Source organism: Planosporangium thailandense (assembly GCF_011947195.1).
GTDB lineage: Bacteria > Actinomycetota > Actinomycetes > Mycobacteriales > Micromonosporaceae > Planosporangium > Planosporangium thailandense.
On record NZ_JAATVY010000007.1, the window covers coordinates 140,483 to 160,192 of the forward strand.

The window sequence follows — 19,710 nt, forward strand, 5'->3', positions numbered from 1 at the left end:
CGCTGACAGGCGGCCGCACGCGGTGACAGCGTCGCGTCAGGGGCGATCAGGATTGACCGAACGCGCCAGCGGCGCGCGGGGATCTGGCCGGAGGCGGTGGTAACGGGGTGTCAGTCGGCGCACGCCGGCGGGCCGGACACCGCACGCGTGCCAGACGGCCGCGACGTCACGGCGGTGCGGGTCTGGTCCCGGCCGGCGAGCTTCGCCAGGCGCAAGGCGCCGTCCGCCTCGAGGAGAAGATCGGGCAGGCTGGCGGTGCGGCCGGCGTCGTGCGCGGCCACCCCGATGGACGCCGTGCATCCGGTGATGACCACCGGCCCGGCAATGGTGCGGGCGGCGGTCCGCATGGCTCTGATTCCGGCCTGTACGCGGCGCGCCACGGCGACCGCGGCCGGCAGGTCGGTGGCCGGTAGGAGGGCGAGGAACTCGTCGCCGCCGTGCCCGCCGTAGCGTCCGAGCAGGTCGTCCCGGCGGGTCGCCGTGCGCAGCACGACGGCGACCTGCTGGAGCACCGCGTCGCCGGCGAGGTGACCGAACCTGTCGTTGACGCCCTTGAAGTGGTCGAGGTCGACGATGATCAGGGCGGTAGGCTCGCCGCGCTGCTGGGCGTGCGCCAGCGCGCGAGGGGCCTCGTCATCCCATCCCCACCGGTCGAGGAGGCCGGTGAGCCGGTCTGTCGCCCACCCACCGAGCGGCTGGCCGCAGGCCCGGCACCGCGAACCGTACGGCCCCGCGCCGTCGGGTGGAGCCGTGGTCGCCAATGGCCGGGGCGGGCCGATCATCAGGCCGCGTCCGTTCGAAGACACCACCGGTGGGAACGCGTCCACGCCTCGACGGGAGCCGATCCGACCGGCGGGTACCCGGACAGCCCCGTGGTCTGCCCGGGCGCCTCGCAGACCGCCGGGCCGTCACGGCGGGTCGACCGGCTGGACGGGCGGGCCGCGGCCGGGATCACGCCGGTCCACCACGCCTCGACCGACGCGGTCGCGATCGCCGGTACACCACCCTGCCAGCAACTCCGCATGAGTCAGCCCGCCCACCGTCATTCACGCCCGTTGATGCTGTCCCGGACAGCATAAAGCGACTACGCTCGATGCCGTCAACTCTTATGAACGTTTTAGACCATGCGATATTCACGAGCGTTCGCCACCGGTCCGGAGGTACGAGATGGCCGAAAGCGCCAAGCAGCGGACGCTGGCCGACAAGATCAATCATCTCTTCCAGACCGTGCACCCGGCGAGCCGCGGACCGTACAGCAACGAGGAGGTGGCCACCGCCATCCGCGACCGCGGCGGACCGAGCATCTCCGCCACATACATCTGGCTGCTGCGCAGGGGCGAGCGCGACAACCCGACCCTCAAGCACCTGGAGGCGCTCGCCGCCTACTTCGGCGTACCCGCCGCCTACTTCTTCGACGATGAGGCGACCGAACGCATCGACGCCGAGCTCAGCATGCTCTCGGCGATGCGTGACGCCGGCGTTCGGGCCCTCGCGATGCGGATGGCCGGCCTGTCGTCGCGCAGCCTGCAGCCGATCGCCGACGTCATCGAACGGGTCCGCGAACTCGAGGGCCTACAGGCCGCCGACGCCGACGCTTCGGGTGAAGGGACGCGGCCGTGACCGCCCGGACACACACCCCGCCGGCCGGCGGCGCCCACGGACGGCCGTCACGCCGTGGCGGGCAACCGCGCGGTCGCCAGGGAGAGCCGTAGCATGCCGGTCGCGGCCACCGCGTACCGGTCGCCCGGCGTGTACCGCAGTGAGCACGCCTTCGCGACCGCCCAGGCGCCACCCACCCCACCCACCGCACCCATGCCGGACCGTCCACGGCGGGACCCCCGGAGCGGCGAGGACTGGCATCGGCAGCTGATGTCGGTGCTGCCCGGGCTGCTGGCCGCCATCTTCCTGGCGGCCCTCGACCAGTCGGTGATGAGCACGTCGATCAAGACGATCGCGGACGACCTCGGCGGGCTGAGCCTGCAAGCGTGGCCGACGACCGCCTTCCTGATCACGTCGACGGTCTCGACGCCCCTCTACGGCAAGCTGTCCGACATGTACGGTCGGCGGCCGCTGTTCGCGATCGCCATCGGCGTCTTCGTGCTCGGCTCGCTGTGCTGCGCGTCCGCACAGTCGATCTACCAACTCGCCGCTTTCCGGGGGCTGCAGGGCCTGGGCGGAGGCGGACTGCTGTCGATCGCCAGTGCGATAACGGCTGACCTCGTACCACCCCGGGAACGTTCCCGCTACCAGGGCTACACGATGTCCTGCTGGATCGCGGCGAGCCTGCTGGGGCCCATCATCGGTGGCCTGTTCGCCTCGGCCCACTCGGTGCTGGGAGTGGCCGGCTGGCGCTGGGTGTTCCTCGTCAACGCGCCGGTCGGCGGCACCGCCCTGATCGTCGTCTCGCGGGTACTGCGACCCACCGGGCAACGGCGGGCCCGGCGCATCGACCACTGGGGCGCCACGGCGATCAGCGTCGCCGCCGTGCCGCTGCTGCTCGTGGCCGAGCAGGGCAACCGCAGTGGATGGACCTCACCGACGGCCCTGGCCTGCTATACGGTCGGCGCCCTCGGCGTGGTCGCGTTCCTGCTCGCAGAACGCCGGATGGGCGACGACGCCCTCATCCCACTGCGGCTGTTCCGGGTGGCCACCTTCAGCCTGGCGATCACAATCTCGGCCCTGGTCGGCCTCGGTATGTTCGGCGTGATCTCGACGGTGCCGCTGTATCTGCAGGTCGTGCACGGACTGACCCCCACCGCCGCCGGGCTGATGATGCTGCCCATGATGGCCGGCACCCTGGCGTCGGTCATCCTGTCGGGCAAGCTCATCAAGCGGGGCGGCGGTCTGAGGATCCTGCCGGCGACCGGCTCAACCATCATCGCGTTGGCCATGTTCTGCTGCTGCCTGGTCACCGTCGACACCCCGCTGTGGGCCCTGGGCTTGATCATGGTGGCCTTCGGCATCGGGATCGGTAGCTGCCGGACCGTCAACGTGACCGCGCAGAACGCGGTGCCGCCACGTGACGTCGGCGTCGCGACCGCGTCGGTGGTGTTCTTCCGCGAGATGGCGGGCGCGATCGGCGTCGCGGGGTACCTGTCGGTCCTCTTCGGCGCCCTGCCGGCGCGCCTGGCCACGGCAGTGGGGGACGCGGCATCGCGGCCGGAGGTCTCCGCCGCCCTCGCCGACCGGGCGGTCGCCGGCAACCCGGCCAACGCGCCGTTCTTCGCCGTCCTGCGAGGCGGACGGGAGGCGCTGGCCGACTGGTCGTTCCTGCCGGCGATGGATCCACGGCTGGCGAGGGCGTTCCAGCTCGGGTTCGACTCGGCAATCGGCCGGGTCTTCCTGGTCGGCGGCCTCGTGATGTGCGTCGCGGCGCTCCTTGCGCTCTGCATGAAGCCGCCGGAGCTGCGCACCGTCGGGGCCGCCCAGGCCGAGGAGTACTTCGGCCGGCACCGCGCGCCCGAGAGCGCCTGAAGGGTTCGTTCGACGAGAACGAGCCGCGGCAGAGCGGTCCGAGTGCACTCCGCACCACCGGTGACGCGCGGCACCGGGCCGGGGCGACGATCGGAGTCCGCGCGGCGGGTCCGTCGGGACGGCCGGGCTCAGGTCAGCCGCACCGTGGCCAAGCATCCGCTGCGGCAGTGGCCCTCCCCGACACTGCTGCCGAAGGAGACCGCATCGGATGGCGTTCACCGCGAGCTGCCACGACCCTGAACCGGCGTCCCGACGGGGCGGAACTGGATTCACCGCTGATACACCGGCACCTTCGGCACCCCCGTGCCGTCGAAGGTATCCGGCTGCGACACCAGAACCTCGTTCATCTCAGCTAACATCGAGGAGAATAACAGCGACTAGCGTGACTATGTCAACTGATATAGCCTGAGCTCCGGGATCTCATCCACCACCGCAAACGGAGTGAGCCGTGGCAGCCGACGCGGAAATTGGGCCACTTGCACAGCGGATCGACAAGCTCTTCAAGACGGTCCAACCCAAGGGCCGTGAGTACACCTACGACGAGGTCGCCCACGGCTGCGAGGCCGTAGCGGGCACGTTCTCCAGGACGTACGTGTGGCAACTGCGTACCGGACAACGGGACAATCCGACCAAACGGCACCTGGAGGCACTGGCCGCCTTCTTCGGAGTCCCCGTGGCGTACTTCTTCGACGACGACACGGCAGCGCGGGTTGACTCGCAGCTCGAACTGGCCGTCGCGCTGCGCGACGCCGCGGTTCGCGACATCGCCCTGCGGGCGATGAGGATGGATGAAGCCACCCGCCGGTCGGTCGCTCAGATCGTCCGGGAGATCGGCCATATCCGGGAGGGCAACAACCGGGGCAATTCCGACCAGCCATTGCCGTCGGACAATGACTCGTGAGCCCGCCCAGCAGGGAGAAGCCGGCCAGCCGATCTGTCGGAGGCTGGTTACCGTCCCCACCGGTTCCCTCAACCTGATTAGGGTGTCGAACGTGCGGTATCGAGACCTACGGCGTCGTTGCGACCGCCATGTCCGATCGCTGGTCGAGGCCGGCGGCATACCGGACCCCTTCACGCTGGACGAGTTCATCGCGCGGCTCGCTGCCCGTCGTGGGCGCCGGATCGAGCTGCACCCCGAAGACTACGTCCCCGGTGGTGTCTGCGGCATCTGGCTCAAGCTCGCCGAGGCCGACATCATCGTCTACGCCCGGACGGCGCTGCTGCATCAGGAACACATCGTGCTGCACGAGGTCGGGCACATGCTCAGTGACCACCGGGGACAGGCGGGCCGGGAAGAAGATCTCATGCGCATCCTGCTGCCCGACCTGGACCCGGCGATGGTGCAGAGCCTGCTCAAGCGCAGCTCGTACACCGACGCCGAAGAGCAGGAGGCCGAACTGCTCGCCACCCTCATCCTCGAACGGGTGGCCGACCGGCGGCCGGGCAACCCGGAGGACCTGGACCCCGATCTGGCATCGGAAATCGGTCGACTGAAGTCGACCTTCAGCGGTTGAGGCGCCCATGGCAAACGCCGTAATGATCGTTGCGGGTCTGCTCGGGCTCGTCACCTGCGCCCTGAAGGCCGGGAGCGCGCTGCGGCACCCGGAGCGGCCCGCGTCGCGGGCGCTGTGCGTGATGCTCGGCGTGTTCGGGCTCGCGTTCATCGTCACCGCCCCGGCGGTCACGCCGAGGGTCAGTGCGGCGCTGGGCATCGTCAACGGCGGTCGTCTCGTCGGCAATGCGCTGACGCTGGTCAGCGGGGCTGCGCTGCAGGCGATGATGCTCTACCTCGCGCATCGACCCGAGGACGCCCGGCCACGGGTGCGGATCCGCCTCGTCGCTCTCGCGGTCGCCGTCGCCGGCATGTCGGTGTCGTTGTCGGTCGCCCACACCGTCGAGACGACCGATTTTCTGAGTGTGTACGCCAGCTATCCGCCGGTCATGGTGTACCAGCTCTTCTACCTGTCGTTTCTCGGACTGGCGATCGCCGACCTGCTCTATCTGTCCATCCGCTACTCCCGTTACGCCGAAGGTGCGCTCCGCTGGGGGCTACGGGTGGTGGCGACGGGCGCGGTGGCCGGGGTCGCCTACTTCGGCTACAAGCTTCTCCTGCTGATCGCCGGCTGGGTCGGCACCTCGCCGCCCGGCAGCGAGTCGAACATCTCGACCCTGCTGGCCGGCACCGCCGGCATCCTGGTGGCCATCGGTGCGACGATGCCGCTCTGGTGGCGGTACGTAGAGGTCCCCTGGCATCGCGCCCGGCAGTACCTCGCCTACCGCAGACTCGCTCCACTGTGGCGTGCCCTGCTCGCCGCGGTCCCCGAGGTCGCCCTTGCCGCGGGCGACGCGATGACCGGCGACTTCCGCCGCTGGCAGATCAGGATCCGGCTCTATCGAAGGGTGATCGAGATCCGGGACGCGCAGCTCGTCCTCCGGGCGTACTGCGACCCCCTTGCGGTACGCCAGGCCGAAGAGGACGGGCGACACCAAGGGCTCGCCGGCGACCGGTTGCGGGCCCTCATCGACGCCGCCGTGCTCGTCACGGCGCTCCAGGCGGTCGGGGCCGGCAAACGGAGCGGCACCGCCACCGCCACGCGGCCCGCCACCGAGGTCGGCACCGACACGGAGGCCCTCGCCGGCGACGCCAGCCTGGCCAGTGAGTCCCGCTACCTGGAGATGGTTGCCGCCGCGTTCAACAGCTTTCGCCCCACCCTGCCGTCCCCATCGAAAGCGGAGACATGACTGAAGCCCACACCAGCGAGCGCACGACGGCTTACCAGGTCGCCCGGACCGTCACCTACGTGTTCTCGCCGGTCGTCCTCGCCACGCTGCAACTGTTCGCCGTACCGGTACACGCCGTCGGCCTGGTTCGCGGCCTCGGCTGGGGCCTCTTCGCGGTGGCCTTCGTCAGCGTCGCGCCGTTGGCCTACATCCTGGTGCGGGTTCGACGGCGCACCCTGAGCGACGTCCACATCAGAACGCGTGAGCACCGGCGGGTGCCGTTCATCGTCGGCCTCGTCACCGTCGGTGTCGGACTGGTCCTGCTCGCGCTCACCGGCGCACCGCGCGACCTGCTGGCGTTGGTCGCGGCGTTCGTGGCGCTGACCATCGCCACCATCGCCATCACGAGCTGGTGGAAGATCTCCGTACACGCGATGGTCGCCATGATGACCGCCGTCATTCTGGCCGCCGTGTACGGTCCGGCTTTGATCGTGACGGTGGCGGCTGTCGCCCTCATCGGGTGGGCGCGCGTGGAGCTTCGCGATCACACGGTCGGCCAGGTGCTCGCCGGCGCTCTTCTGGGTCTAGGCGTTGCAGGACTCTTCGTGCTTGCGCGGTAACGGCACCGCACCGCTGCCCAGCACGCCTGCCTGCGCGCAGGCGTGCAGCGCGGCATGGGCGAAACCGAGCGCGATCCGGCGCGGCTCGTAAAGCACCTTGCCGTGCCACAGCGGTGCTCGACCGTCCGCCGGAAAGCCTGCCTCGCGGCCCGCGACGAGGTAGGCGGCACCCCGCCGCAGCGCGGGCCCGGTGGCCGGCGTCCCGGCGGCGAGCAGGGCGCGCACCGCGTATGCCGTCTCCTCGAAGGTGCCGTGCCACACGCCCCAGGATCCATCGGGACGCTGCGTGTCCAGCAGCCAGCGGGTCGCTCTGGTCGCCGCCGACGACGTCGGGTCGCCGGCCAGCGCCAGCATCACCGCCGAGGTGGCGTAGTACGGCGAGGCGTGCCACTTGTCGTCCCAGAAGCCGTCGGCGTTCTGGGTGTCCGCCAGGTATCCGTAAGCCACGCGCGCCGCCCGGTCGGCGAACGGGTCTGCCGTGTCGCCGTAGGCGCGCACGGTCCGCAGAACGTGCGCGTTGGTGGATATGGACGGCGTTCGCTCCACCTGGAATGTGGCGAAGTGACCGTCCCGCTCGTAGGACCGCAGCAGCCCGATGTCCGGGCGTTCCCCGAGGTAGCCGAGGGCGTAGAGCACGCAGGCCGTGTCGTCGGCGTCGGGCGGCAGGCCGGTGCCCGGTATAGCGCCCTGCGGCCTGAGGGCCGAGGTGAGCCAGGTCCGCAACCGGTGGGCGAGACCGGGCTCGATCCGCGCGCCGCCCTGCGCCATGGCGCAGACCACCCAGGCTCCCTCGAAGAACCGGACCCGCGTCACCGTGGGCCAACCCCCGGCGTACCGCTCAGCCTCGGCGGTGAGGAATCGGACCGCCTCCGGGGCTGGTCGGGCGGCCGTGGCGAGCGCCGCCGCCGTCGCCGAGGGCGAACATGCCACCGCGCCGCCGGGCACCTCCGGCGTCGGCGCGGCGATCGGTCCCAGGACCTCCAGTGAGTGCCACAGCGGCAGCGGCAGGTGGGTCGCGGCCCTGCTTTGCCGGCGCAGCTGATGTAGCCGCTCGAGCTGCGATAGCTGCAGTTCGAGCGCGGCGTCGAGGTCATTGAGGCCGGCCGCCCGCAGAGACTCCAGCAGATCCGGCAGGATGAGCTCGACCGCGACCGTATCGGGCTGCCGGGCCGGATGGAAGTCGGCGATGTGCTGCCCGAGGAACGCGACGCCGCGCGCGGCGGCCGCCGCGGCCTGCGGCCCGCCAATGGCCGCCAGCGCGTGGACGACCCCGAGCGTCGGCACCAGCCGATAAGCCACCGGCGCCGCCGGGTAACCCCAGCTGCCGTCCGCGTTCTGCCCGGTCAGGAGCCGGGCGACAGCGCGCCGCGCGAGGTCGGGCGGCATCCCCTCGGGCTGCCGCGACCAGAGCGAGACGACGCGAGCCGTGTCATACCAGGAGATGGAGAAGTCGGTCGTACTGTCCTCGATGATCTCCGTCAGCAGGCGACCTAACGTGGCCTCGCCCGCGGTGACGTGGACCTGCTCCAGCATCGGCCCCCCGTTTTGCCAGCTTGGACGCAACAAGGGGCCTAGATTACACGAATACTACCGTCGATGTGTCCACCCAGAGCCGCCACGAATCTCCTATCCGGACGGTCGCGGACGAACCGGCTCAACGGTCCCGCCGTCATCGGACGAGTCAACGCCGGCTTCGCTGGATGACGTTACGGACGAAATCGGCGCTCCCGCGCGGCTGGCGGTCAGCGGTGAACAGACCGAACGGAACCGTGTAACCGTCCGTCCACTCGTAGTTGTCCACTCCGGTCCACAGGAAAACTCCAGCCACGTCGACACCGTCCCGCATCGCCGCGTTGACGTGGGCCAGCGCCTGCGAGAGGTACTCGACGCGCGCGGCGTCGTCCGAACCGCCGTAGCCGAGCTCCGATACCAGCAGACGGCGGCCGGGCAGTTCCTCGGCGAGGCGATCGAGCACCAACCGGAGACCCTCCGGCCATGGAACGTACCCCTGGGGGCCGACCGCACGCCCCGGCGGATAGGGCCGGGGTTGGCCGGCCTCGCCTATTTCGACGGCGAAGTAGTACGAGAAACCGATGTAGTCGAACGCGTCACCGTACGCGTCGCTGCGCGCGAGCCCCAGCCAGGAATCCCACAGCACGCCATCGAACGCTTTCGCCGCCGGCCGAGCGGCCTCCGACCCGGGAATGACCGGGGCCAGCGCCGCGACGCTCGCCGTCGGGCGGCCCGTCGTCCGGAGCAGCCTGGCCGCCTCGAAGTCGGCTACCTGGATCGCCCGCAGCGCCCTGCCGAACATCGTCCGGTCGGTGACGCCAGGAGGAAACTGCCCGGTCAGGTAGCGCTTCGTCGCGAAGCTCGCCGGCCCGTTCACCGGTTTCCAGCCGGACACGAGATCGCCAAAAGTCTCCGCCGCGAACTCCACCCAACGCCGCCATCGCGCCGCCGCCTCCGGATGCAGGAAGCCGCCCTCGGCGGTGAACCAACTCGGCAGCGCGCCGTGCAGCAGGCACGCCCAGACCGTCAGGCCGGCTTCCCGACCAGCCGCGAGCATGGCCCGGTAGTGCTCGACGGCCCGCTGATCGAAGCGGCCGGGCGTCGGCTCGAGCCTCGACCAGTCGAGCGACAACCGGTGATGGAGCAGCCCCCACTCGGCGAGCAGCGCGAAGTCCTCCGCGAAGCGCGTGCCGAACCCGTTGCCGTCGCCGGATGCCGGCGCCCGCCCCGCGCGCTCCCAGGCCAACCAGTCCGAATCCGCTCCGGCACCCTCCGCCTGGGTCGCCGATGCCGCGGTCCCCCATACGAAGTCGGTCGGAAACACCAACTCCGCCGCGCTCGCCACAGTCGACACGAATGTCCCTCCGGATCCACTACCGTCCGTTTGCCATCGGCACGCAGCCGCCGTTGTCGACGTCAGCGCACTCATCCGATGGATCTCGCCTCGTTCCCCGTCGACGGTCTGACACCGCCGGTGGTCGTCACGATGGCGCAGCCAGCGGACACGTCCAAGGCGTCAACGACCAGCCTGGAGCGTAGCCGATCAATAATCGATCACTAGCGATGGCATCAGGGTGGACATTCAGGACGCCGCAGGGCCGACGCGGTGACGAGCGGTCAATCGACCGAGTCAGCCCCATGCGCCGGCGCACACCCTCGAAAGCTGGCACGATTGCGCGCGGACGCACCACCGCTCCACCCGGTCAGGCCGGCTCCGCGCCGCTTTCCCGGCGACGTCCACCGTCGAACGACCGCGCACCGCGCCGGTCACGGGCGGACGCCGGATTCTCCAGCTCCCACAGCTTTCGGATGATCTCGGCGACGGTCTCCCTGGTGCTCGGCGAGATGTCGGCCGCACGAAGAGCGATCTCCGTGACCTTCGCGTCCCGCAACGTGCCGAGCAGCTCGAGCTGGCCGTCGATCCGACGCGATTCGACATCGTCGAGGAAGTAGGCGACCGGGACACCGAAGAAGGTGGCGAGCGCGGTGAGGTGCTGGATGGTCGGATTGTCCCGACGCCCGGTGCGCAGCTGCCAGATGTACGTGTGGGAGATCGATATTCCCTGCTGCTCCCGGATCGCCTCGGCTACGGCGGTGTAGGTGTACTCCGCCTGATCGCGGGCGTGAATCTGCGTGAAGAGCCGGTCCAGCTTCTCGGCGATGGAGAAGACCCTGGGCTCATCGTCGGACACCCGGGGCCCTCCACTCTGAGGTGAGCTGATAGCGGAACAATACTGAGTTGATAGCGGAATCGTACATCATTCGCCCTCGTTGACACACCGACATTCACGGGATCAAGTTTTATTCTCATCGATCTTGTGCACCCCTCGCCGTCGGGCATGACCAGCGCGGACGATGGCGGGACCGGGCGGTGCGCCGCGTCGGCCGCGAGCTCCGGCGGGGGTGCGCGTGGGCGACGGTCGGCCCGATGCGATACGGCACATCGATGGCGGAACATCGCACCTACGCGACGCTGGAGTAGTGACGATCCGTCACACCCTTGATGTTGTCGATGAGCATGAGCATCGCCCGCACGGAAGGCAACACCATCTGTCCTTCCCGCGTCAGTTTCGCCCCGGTGGAGTCTCGAATGAACAGCTTCGTACCCAACGACTGCTCCAGACACCTGATCTGATAACTGATGGCGGGCTGGGAGTAGCCCAACGCCTTCGCGGCCAGGTCCATCCGGCCGATCTCGGCGATCAAGGCGAAAGCCCTCAGCTCCCGTTCGTTCATGCCTATCCCCCGTTTTCACGTCTCCTCGGCGGGTGCTCCCGTCATCGCACGGATCCGCGTGTGCGCACCGCCGGCGGGCCGCTCGTCCGGCATCCCGCAAGCTCCGTCCACCTCCGGACCGCGGCACCCGCCCGGACACCGCGCGTTCGACCTTGTCCGATGCCGGACCTCGCGAGCCAACCGCGTGACGCTCCACTCCGGTAACCTCGGACCCGCACATCCCGCCCCCAGCCGGTTGTCTGGAGGCACCGGTCGGCCCGGAGTTTCATAAACCTCAGCTTATGGCTCGCACGGTGAGCATAAACGGATCGCACAAGCCGCTCAACTCCCTATCGGCGCTCGACGATGAAGGAGCGATGGCGATCCGGTGTACGGGAGGCCGCGCGCGGGTTGCGACCGCGACCAGCTCCCGGCCGTGACGGGCCGAGCAGTCGGGGCTCGGCGTCGGGCAGCGGGCCGTCGTCGCGCCACATGGCAGCAGCGCGGGCACGACGGCGTCCGCGCCGATGCGGTTGACCGCGACTCAGACAGCGGGGGGGCTCGCGACCGTGCACGCCGCGCCGCGGGCTCAGCCCAGGAGCGGGATGGGAGCCGAGATCTCGACTGCGCGCGGCACGAACGGTCGCGGCAGGAACACCGTGTCAGGGTAGGGACGTACGTGGTCGGCGTGGCCTGGTGGCCCGCCGGAGCCGCCAGCGGGCCACCAGGCCGCTCGTCCTCTTCGAGTTACGGGGTGAGCGGCCACCGGCGCATCCGGCGCCGCGCGCCGCATGACCGCTGAGCCGCCGGGAGCCCGCTACGCCGCGCCGGGCGCGTCCATCGCGGCGGCGAGGCTCCGGGGCCGCATGTCCGTCCACCGCTCGTCGACGTGGTCCAAGCACCGTTGGCGGGTGTCCGGCCCGAACGCCACCCGCCAACCCGCGGGCACGTCCGCGAACGTCGGCCACAGGGAGAACTGGCCCTCGGCGTTGACCAGGGCGTAGTAGCTGCCGTCCTCATCCTCGAACGGGTTCGTCACGCGCTTCCACCTTCCTTCGCCGCGGACAGGCCGGCGCCTGCCGCTCCGACGTGGCGCCGTGCCGGGCGCGGTGCCGCGTCGGCCACACTGCCACGCCGTCACCGTGACACCCGGGTCCGCGAGCGCAAAGGCCGTATCGACAGTTTCGATACGTCATCCCCTTGCCGCGTCCGGCGCCCATATGGTTGCCCCGGCCGGTGGACGGGTCGGCCTACGGATGACGAAAGGGCTCGACGTGTCGGTTGGAACCGGTGGCGCGATAGTCCGCCCGCTACCCCGACCGGGCGCGACCGCCACACTGGTCTGCCTGAGCTTCTGCGGCGGCGGTACAGCGCCGTTCCGCCCCTGGACGGCGGCGCTACCGGGCGACGTCGAGCTTGCCCTTGTCACCTATCCGGGCCGCGAGGGTCGGTACACCGAACCGTTCGCCGCCGACTGGGACGAACTGATGGCCGACGTCGTCGCGGCCGTCGAGACGCTGAAACCCCGCCCGTTCGTCCTGTTCGGACATAGCATGGGCGCGCGGGTGGCGTTCGACCTCGCGCTGCGCCTGTCACGTCACGCCGGGCCGCAACCGTCGGCGGTCGTCGTATCGGCCGGCAACCCACCCTCCGATCGTCCCGGCGCACCGCATACTCCACCCGCCGACCGCGCCACGGACACTGAGCTGCTGTCCTGGATGCGTGGGCTGGGCCAACTGCCGGACGTCATCCTGACCGAGCCCGACCTGCGCCGGATGGCGGTGGACACCTGCCGCGCGGATCTGCGTGTTCTGCAGTCGTACCGGTACGCGCCGGGAGCGCGACTGCACCAGCCGCTGTATGTGCTGTGCCCGCAAGACGACGAATCCATGGCCCCGCAGGCACCGCACGGCTGGGCGGCGCTGGCGAGCGGTCCGGTGCACGTCCGCACACTGCCCGGTGGGCACTTCTACACGAGTGCCGGCTGGCAAGGGCTTCCCGAGCACTTCGCCGACGTCTGGCACCGTCACGGACCGCGCCCGGCGCCGGCGTACCGGGCAGGACAGCTCCGACATGACTGAGCCCGTACGTCACGAGGCGGCGGGACCGCCGAGGGGACGGGCGTTGGCGCTGCACGGCCTCGGCAGCGGGGCCGGTTGCTGGACCCCCCTGCGTACGCTGCGCCGCGACGATCTCGAGCTGTGGACGGTCGACCTGCCCTGGAGCGGCGAGTGCGCCGAATGGGCCGGTAGACGGCCGGCGACGGCGGCGCTGCGCGACGCGTTCGAAGCCGTGGAGCACCCGGTCGACCTCGTCATCGCGCACTCGTTCGGCGCCAACGTTCTTCTCGAGATGCTCGCGACCGATATCGCCGCCGGCCGGGACCCGGTCGACCGGTTCGGCCTCCGCGGCCTCCTGCTCGTCGCCCCGCTGTACCGACGTAGCCGTGACGAGTTCACCTGGGACGAGATGCCCGCCTACCTGTCGAGGTTCGGCAACGCCATGGCGGAGGGGGTACGGGTGCACAGCACCCGCCGCCGGAACCGGGATCTCCAGGCGGCCATGGCCGACCGGGTGTGCCAACGGGTCGGCCCGTACGGCTGGCTCGAGTTCTTCGGCACCTACCTGCGCACGCCGATGCTGCGGACCGACCTGCTCGACCTGCCGTGCCGGGTCCTCGTCGGCACCGACGACCGGGCCGCCCCGCCGAACGAGGCGGCCGCGCTGGTGGCGGCGCTGCCCACGGCGACCCTGTGCCGGATCGCCGACTGCGGCCACTTTCCGATGCTCCAACGACCGCAGGACTTCGCCACCGAAGTAGATCGCTTCTTCCGTTCACTAGGCGTCCGCTCCGGGAGTGCCGGGGCGGACACGTCAGGGAGGCCACCGTACCGATGACCATCGAAGAGACCGCCGCGAAGGCCCTGCTCGAAACCGAGAGCACGGTGACGCTGAAGCCCGGTTACGAAGGCGGGAACATCAGCACCACGATCGGCTTCAAGCACGTCCACTACCTCATCGAGGCGGCCGTACTCCAGCATTTCCGCCGGGTCGGCCTGGGCGCCACCGAGCTGTACCTGACCTATGGCGTCAACTTCGACGTCACCTCGTACGACAGCAGGCTGCACACCGTACTGACCCTCGACGACGACGTCGACTTCGAGGTCGTACCCCGGACCGACGAGCGCCTGGCCTTCACCGTGGTCGGCTCGGTCCGGCGCGGCGCACGGACGACGAAGGCCGTCACCTCGCGGGTCGAGGTCCGGCTGCGCAGGGACCCCAACGTCGCCGAGCCCGCGCCGTTGCCGGCAGCGCTCGACCGGTTCGTCGTCGACCGCCTCGCGACCGCCGAGCCTCGACCGCTGCGGGCCACCCCGGTGGACAACCTCTCCCTGACGCTGGGCCGCGGCGTCCACACGGACGACGACCCGGTGCTCCAGGAGATCATCGGAGCCACGAACGCCTTCGGCTGGAAGTGGCGCATCCCGTACTTCTACTGCCACTTCACCCACCACATGCAGATGTCGGGCTTCCTGCGCCAGATGGAGGAGATCCTGCACCTGTTCGTCAACGCCCGGGGCATCGGTATCGCACACCTTCTCGCCACGCGCGGCTGGATCCCGGTGGTATCGGAGTGCAGCCTCGAGCTCACCGACGAGGCGCTGATGGAGGAGGATCTCTACACCGTGTTCACGGTGGAGGACTTCTTCAAGGACATCCTCTACACGTCGCGCATGGACTGCTACGTCGTGCGGGACCGCCGCCTGGTCCTCGTCGCCACCGGGCACATCACGCACGGCTACGTCAGCAAGGACTCGCCCGAGAAGGACTGGAAGCTCTGCGCCTTCGACGACGTCGTGAAGCGGGCACTGCGCAACGAACTCGCCGGCGCACGGTGAGGCGACGATCCTCCCGCCGGACGGTCAGCCTCCGCGGTGCCGGCCCTGCCCGGTCACGCCTGACCTCGTCGGTACCCCTCACAGCAGAAAGCGACGAATGACATGACACGGCAACCTTTGACGGTCCGAATGGCCCGCTGGAGCGCCACGCATCCGTGGCGTGCGGTCCTGCTCTGGGCGCTGCTCGTCATCGTGTGCGCGGCTGCCGGCGGCGCCACCGGCAGTCGGCGGGCGTCACAGCAGGACCAGTCGGTCGGGGAGGCCGCCCGCGCCGCACGGATCGTGGCCGCGGGCAAGTTCGACTCGCCGGCTGTCGAGAACGTCCTCATCACGGCTCGGTCTGCGGCGCTCGACCGGACGGCCGCGGCCCACGTCGCCGACGACGTCGCCGGACGGATGCGAGGCCTCCCCGGTGTGGCCAAAGTGGACGACCCGGTCGTCACCCCGGACGGAGCCGCCGTCCTGGTGCCGGTCACGATGGCCGGTCCGGCCGACGACGCCCCGAAGCGGGTGAACCCGCTGCTCGCGGTGACGGCCGACGTCCAGCGAGCCCACCCGGACGTCCGGATCGAGCAGGTCGGCGGCGCCTCACTGCAGAAAGCTCTCGAAGCGAACCTCGGCAAGGACTTCCAGCGGGCGGAGGCCGCCAGCCTTCCGGTGACCCTGGTGATCCTCATCGTCGCGTTCGGCGCCCTGATCGCGGCGAGCGTCCCGATCGTGCTGGCGCTCTCCTCCGTCATCGCAGCACTCGGCCTGGCCGCCCTGACGTCCCAGGTGTTCCCGGCGGTCGACGCGATCAACAGCATGGTTCTGCTCATCGGCATGGCGGTGGGCGTCGACTACTCGCTGTTCTACCTCAAGCGCGAGCGCGAGGAGCGCGCCAAGGGCCACGGCCACGTGGACGCGGTGGAGATCGCCGCGGCGACCTCGGGCCATTCGGTGGTGATCTCCGGCATTGCCGTCATCGTCGCCATGGCGGGCCTGTACCTGGCCGGCGACGTCACCTTCACGTCGCTGGGAACCGGCGCGATCCTGGTGGTCGCGGTGGCGGTGACCGGCTCCCTGACCGTACTGCCGGCGTTCCTCGCCAAGCTCGGTCGGTGGGTGGACCGGCCGCGCATTCCCGTGGTGTGGCGGCTGAGCCAGCGCGGCGGCGAGCCACGGCTGTGGCCGGCGATCCTGCGCCCGGCGCTGCGCCACCCGGCGGTGACGTTGCTCGTGGCGACCGCCGCCCTGGTCGGACTCGCGGTTCCCGCCGTGGGCATGAAGCTTCAACTGCCGGGCATCGAGGACCTGCCGCGATCAATACCGATCATGCAGTCGTACGACCGGATGACGACCGCGTTCCCGAGCCAGGGAACCACGTTCGAGGTGGCGGTACGCGTGCCGGCCGCCCAGACGGATGCCCTCCGCGGTGCGATGACCGGGCTACTCGCCCGCACGTCGGGCGATCAGCTCTTCGCGCCGCCGGCGCCCACCGCGCTGCGGTTCTCAGCCGACGGCCGCGTCGCCACCGCATCGGTCGCCACGCCGCACGGCGGTCGTACCGCGCAGGCGCGCGAGGCGCTGGACAAGCTTCGCCACGAGATCGTCCCCGCCGCCCTGCGCGGCGTACCGGGCAGCGAGCACGCCGTCGGCGGCTTCACCGCCATGAGCGTCGACTACACCGACCATCTCAGAAACCGGCTGCCGTGGGTCCTCGGCTTCGTCCTGCTGCTGACCTTCGTGATGATGACGGCCACCTTCCGGTCGGTGGTCATCGCGACGACGACGATCGTCCTGAACGTCCTGTCGGCCGCCGCCTCGTTCGGCATTCTGGTCCTGGTCTTCCAGCACACGTGGGCCGAGGGCGTCCTCGCGTTCGAGTCGATCGGCGCGGTGGTCGCCTGGCTGCCGCTGTTCCTCTTCGTCGTCCTGTTCGGCCTGTCGATGGACTACCACGTCTTCGTCCTGAGCCGGATCAGGGAAGCCCGCGGTCGGGGTCTGAGCACCAGGGACGCGGTGCGCGACGGCATCTGCACGTCCGCCGGGGTCGTCACCAGCGCGGCCGTCACGATGGTTGCCGTGTTCTCGCTGTTCGCCACCCTGAGCACGATCGACATGAAGCAGCTCGGCGTCGGCCTGGCGGTAGCGGTACTGCTGGACGCGACCATCATCCGCGGCGTACTCCTGCCCGCGGCGATGTGCCTGCTCGGGGAGCGGAACTGGTGGACGCCGCGCTGGCTGCGGCGCCGGCCCAGCCCCGACGACACCGTGTACCGCGCACCGGACCGGGTGCTGCAGACGACGTGACCGCGTCCCACCGCAGCGGGCGGCCCCGGCCAGGTTCACCCTGACCGGGGCCGCTCGCTGCCGGGCCCGCTCGCTGCCGGGCCCGCCCGCTCGCTGTTCGGGGTCAGCGACCGAGCCGCGCCAACCCGGGCGCGGCTCGCCGCGCGCGTCCCCGGGACACCGCCAGCGCATCCCAGGCCGGCGGCCGGTGCGGCATCAGATCGGTGTCGGCGAGGACCGCGCCGCGGGAGACCTCCGACAGCAGCGGGCGCTCCAGGATCTCGGCGGCGCACGCGATACCGCTGACCGCCACCGGGCCCACCCCGACACCGTACTGGGTGTTCTGCCCGACGACGTACAGCCCGCCGACGGCGGTGCGGATTCCCGGGCGGTGGTCGGTCATGCCGTACGGAGTGCCCCCGGTCGACAGCAGGTAACGCTCGTGGGTCAGCGGGGTGGCAAGCTCCAGATGGGTGACGGCGTCCTGGAACGGACCCAACGCCGCCTCGGCCGCCCGCAGCATCGACGACATGAGCCGCTCCTTGCGGTCCCGGTACCGGGGCTCGCGGCGGTACCGGTTCCCCGTCGCCGGGCCCGCGCCCACTCCCCAGTAGGCGTAGTCGGGAGGGCAGAGGGTCATGACCTGGAAGTTGCTGTGGCCGGGCGGGCAGCACCGCTCGTCCTTGATCGAGGCGAAGGACAGGAAGACGAACGGGACCTCGTCGAGCTGCCCGCGGTGGAGCTCCGCGTAGGCGGCCTCGATGTCCTCGCCGGCGAACCACCACATGTTGGCGTTCCGCCGGTCCGACAGCGGCCTGTTCAGCCCGACGTAGAGCACGGCGAACGGCAGGCGCATCACCGCTTCCTCGGCGTTGCGCACGACCCGGGCGGGCAGCCCCGCGTCCGGACCGATCAGCTCCAGGACCGTCCGGCGGTAGTCGGCATTGGACACCACGACCGGTGCGCGCACCTCACTGCCGTCGCCGAGCCGCACGCCGACGGCCCGTCCCCGGTCCACGACGATGCGTTCGGCGCGGCACCGCGTGCGCAGCTCGCCGCCGTGCGACTCGATGACCTCGATGATCGACGCGACGAGGTGCTGGCCGCCACCGACCGGGTAGTAGGCGCCGCGCAGGAAGTGGTCCATCATCGCGGCGTGGGTGCCGACCGGCGTGTGCTGCGGGCCCGATCCGTAGTTGCCCGCCTGGGCGGCCAGCACCGTCCTGGCCCGTGGCGACAGCCCGCAGTGGTCGAACAGCTCCGTCAGCGATCGTCGGTGCCAGGCTTCGCCGGCCCGCTGGCCGGCCGGCGCGGCGGCGGCGCGCTCGCCGAGGACGTGCGCCCGGATCCGCGCCGCGGACGTCGTGCAGGTGTCCACGAACGTACTGATCTGCCGGGCCTCGTCCGGGAACGCGTGCAGGAGCCGTTCCTCGTAGCGCGACCACCGCGTCGGGACGTCGACCGTCAAGCTCGGCAGGACGATACGGTCGAAGCCGTCCGGGTCCATCTGCCGGAACTCGATCCTCTTGCCCAGTCCCAGGCCGCCGAGGATGCGTGGCAGCACGCCGTCGGGCCCGCAGTCACCGAGGTAGTGGACGCCGACATCGAACTCGTACGCACGCCGGCGCCGGAAGACGTGTCCGTTGCCGCCGCCGACGTCATGCTGCTCCACAACGAGCACGCGTCTGCCCGCGGCCGCGAGGTAGGCCGCGCAGACGAGGCCGGCGAACCCCGCGCCGATCACGACGGCGTCCCAACGGTCCTCGTGCCGCCCCTTACCGCCGGTCGCGCCGAGGCGACCGTCACCCGCAGCGGACGTTGTGCCGATGAGCCCCATGGCGCCGCCCTCGTCACGATCGCGCCGGTCACCGTCACGGCGCCGGCTCGGCTCAGCCGTCATCGGCCCGCGTCGCCGGGGGCGGGGTCGATCGGCGGGCCGGCCGCGACGCGCCTGGCGTGTCGCCGGACCCCACGCAGCCAGATCCGGCGGATGAAGCCGCTACCGGCGCGGATGACCAACCAGTAGGCGGCGAAGAGGCGGCGGGCGCGCTTGTCCGTGCCGAACACCCGCGTCTCGGTGCTCAGTACGCCGTCGCGGTAACGAAAGTTGAAGGCGAGCTTGAGGTGGGCCGGCTCCGCGAAGCTGCGGAACCGTTCGGCGACGTCACCGTCCAGCGGCACCACCGGCTGCTTCCGGGATATGCGCTCGACGCCGCCGACCACCAGCTCCTCGCCATCGCGGTACAGCATCGCGAATCCGCTGGACAGGAAGAGGTCGATGATGCGCTGGTCGGCGGGGAACGGGCGACGCCCCAGCGCGACGGCAGCCATCATCGCCCGGAACACGGGTACGTCACCCCACACCGCGTTCTCCGCGGCGTGCAGCACGGCCCAGGCCGGCAGGTCCATCGACAGCCGGTGCCGCTCCCTGCGGTGCCATACCGGCATCAGCTCGTTCAGGACCATGGACGCCCCTTCCATTGTGGATGGAGGAACAC

At 70.5% G+C, this 19,710-nt stretch carries 18 protein-coding genes; 10 read left to right on the forward strand and 8 right to left on the reverse strand.

Going from position 1 to position 19,710, the window contains the following annotated elements; genetic code table 11:
- Positions 1 to 110 precede the first annotated feature (110 nt).
- Positions 111 to 827, reverse strand: a complete 717-nt coding sequence (locus HC031_RS13100) for a diguanylate cyclase (RefSeq protein ID WP_167925544.1) — start codon at positions 825 to 827, stop codon at positions 111 to 113.
- 340 nt (positions 828 to 1,167) lie between these two features.
- On the opposite strand from HC031_RS13100, the gene HC031_RS13105 reads away from it, so the two are divergent.
- The 6 genes from HC031_RS13105 to HC031_RS13130 all read left to right on the forward strand — a co-directional run bounded on the left by HC031_RS13105 (position 1,168) and on the right by HC031_RS13130 (position 6,815).
- Positions 1,168 to 1,620, forward strand: coding sequence for a helix-turn-helix domain-containing protein (locus HC031_RS13105; protein WP_167925545.1), 453 nt, complete (start codon positions 1,168 to 1,170; stop codon positions 1,618 to 1,620).
- A gap of 93 nt (positions 1,621 to 1,713) precedes the next feature.
- Entirely contained in the window at positions 1,714 to 3,474 is a 1,761-nt protein-coding gene (locus HC031_RS13110; RefSeq protein WP_205862674.1) for an MDR family MFS transporter, read from the forward strand.
- Between the two features lie 448 nt (positions 3,475 to 3,922).
- A complete protein-coding gene (locus HC031_RS13115; RefSeq protein WP_205862675.1) occupies positions 3,923 to 4,375 on the forward strand; it encodes a helix-turn-helix domain-containing protein in 453 nt (150 codons plus the stop codon).
- A gap of 91 nt (positions 4,376 to 4,466) precedes the next feature.
- Complete coding sequence (locus HC031_RS13120; protein ID WP_167925546.1) at positions 4,467 to 4,988, forward strand: hypothetical protein; 522 nt, start codon at positions 4,467 to 4,469, stop codon at positions 4,986 to 4,988.
- Positions 4,989 to 4,995: 7 nt separating this feature from the next.
- On the forward strand, positions 4,996 to 6,216 hold the full coding sequence (locus tag HC031_RS13125; RefSeq protein ID WP_167925547.1) for an MAB_1171c family putative transporter: 1,221 nt from the start codon (positions 4,996 to 4,998) through the stop codon (positions 6,214 to 6,216).
- Positions 6,213 to 6,815: a phosphoesterase PA-phosphatase gene (locus HC031_RS13130; RefSeq protein ID WP_167925548.1), complete on the forward strand. Its 603-nt coding sequence runs from the start codon at positions 6,213 to 6,215 to the stop codon at positions 6,813 to 6,815. The genes HC031_RS13125 and HC031_RS13130 overlap by 4 nt, the downstream gene beginning before the upstream one ends.
- On the opposite strand, the gene HC031_RS13135 is transcribed toward HC031_RS13130, so the two are convergent.
- From HC031_RS13135 to HC031_RS13155, 5 genes are all read right to left on the reverse strand, one after another.
- A complete protein-coding gene (locus tag HC031_RS13135; protein WP_167925549.1) occupies positions 6,780 to 8,348 on the reverse strand; it encodes a prenyltransferase/squalene oxidase repeat-containing protein in 1,569 nt (522 codons plus the stop codon). The genes HC031_RS13130 and HC031_RS13135 overlap by 36 nt on opposite strands.
- 148 nt (positions 8,349 to 8,496) lie before the next feature.
- Positions 8,497 to 9,681 carry a family 1 glycosylhydrolase gene (locus HC031_RS13140; protein WP_167925550.1) on the reverse strand — a complete coding sequence of 395 codons (1,185 nt, stop codon included), beginning with the start codon at positions 9,679 to 9,681 and terminating at the stop codon, positions 8,497 to 8,499.
- 349 nt (positions 9,682 to 10,030) lie between these two features.
- Entirely contained in the window at positions 10,031 to 10,519 is a 489-nt protein-coding gene (locus HC031_RS13145; protein ID WP_167925551.1) for a helix-turn-helix transcriptional regulator, read from the reverse strand.
- A 271-nt stretch (positions 10,520 to 10,790) separates the two neighbouring features.
- Positions 10,791 to 11,063: a LysR family transcriptional regulator gene (locus tag HC031_RS13150; RefSeq protein WP_167925552.1), complete on the reverse strand. Its 273-nt coding sequence runs from the start codon at positions 11,061 to 11,063 to the stop codon at positions 10,791 to 10,793.
- A gap of 796 nt (positions 11,064 to 11,859) precedes the next feature.
- Positions 11,860 to 12,081 carry an MbtH family NRPS accessory protein gene (locus tag HC031_RS13155; protein WP_167925553.1) on the reverse strand — a complete coding sequence of 74 codons (222 nt, stop codon included), beginning with the start codon at positions 12,079 to 12,081 and terminating at the stop codon, positions 11,860 to 11,862.
- Positions 12,082 to 12,316: 235 nt separating this feature from the next.
- Between HC031_RS13155 and HC031_RS13160 the strand changes: the two genes are divergently transcribed.
- The 4 genes from HC031_RS13160 to HC031_RS13175 all read left to right on the forward strand — a co-directional run bounded on the left by HC031_RS13160 (position 12,317) and on the right by HC031_RS13175 (position 17,233).
- Positions 12,317 to 13,123 carry an alpha/beta fold hydrolase gene (locus HC031_RS13160; RefSeq protein WP_167925554.1) on the forward strand — a complete coding sequence of 269 codons (807 nt, stop codon included), beginning with the start codon at positions 12,317 to 12,319 and terminating at the stop codon, positions 13,121 to 13,123.
- Positions 13,116 to 13,940: an alpha/beta fold hydrolase gene (locus tag HC031_RS13165; protein WP_167925555.1), complete on the forward strand. Its 825-nt coding sequence runs from the start codon at positions 13,116 to 13,118 to the stop codon at positions 13,938 to 13,940. Before HC031_RS13160 ends, HC031_RS13165 begins: the two co-directional genes overlap by 8 nt.
- Positions 13,937 to 14,941, forward strand: coding sequence for a hypothetical protein (locus HC031_RS13170; RefSeq protein WP_167925556.1), 1,005 nt, complete (start codon positions 13,937 to 13,939; stop codon positions 14,939 to 14,941). Before HC031_RS13165 ends, HC031_RS13170 begins: the two co-directional genes overlap by 4 nt.
- Positions 14,942 to 15,043: 102 nt before the next feature.
- Positions 15,044 to 17,233 (forward strand): MMPL family transporter, encoded by a 2,190-nt coding sequence (locus HC031_RS13175; RefSeq protein WP_167925557.1) that lies wholly within the window; start codon positions 15,044 to 15,046, stop codon positions 17,231 to 17,233.
- Between the two features lie 103 nt (positions 17,234 to 17,336).
- Here the strand turns inward: HC031_RS13175 and HC031_RS13180 are convergent, their stop codons facing one another.
- Both HC031_RS13180 and HC031_RS13185 read right to left on the reverse strand, forming a co-directional pair.
- A complete protein-coding gene (locus HC031_RS13180) occupies positions 17,337 to 19,112 on the reverse strand; it encodes a phytoene desaturase family protein (RefSeq protein ID WP_205862676.1) in 1,776 nt (591 codons plus the stop codon).
- Complete coding sequence (locus HC031_RS13185) at positions 19,109 to 19,678, reverse strand: hypothetical protein (protein WP_167925558.1); 570 nt, start codon at positions 19,676 to 19,678, stop codon at positions 19,109 to 19,111. Before HC031_RS13185 ends, HC031_RS13180 begins: the two co-directional genes overlap by 4 nt.
- Positions 19,679 to 19,710 lie beyond the last annotated feature (32 nt).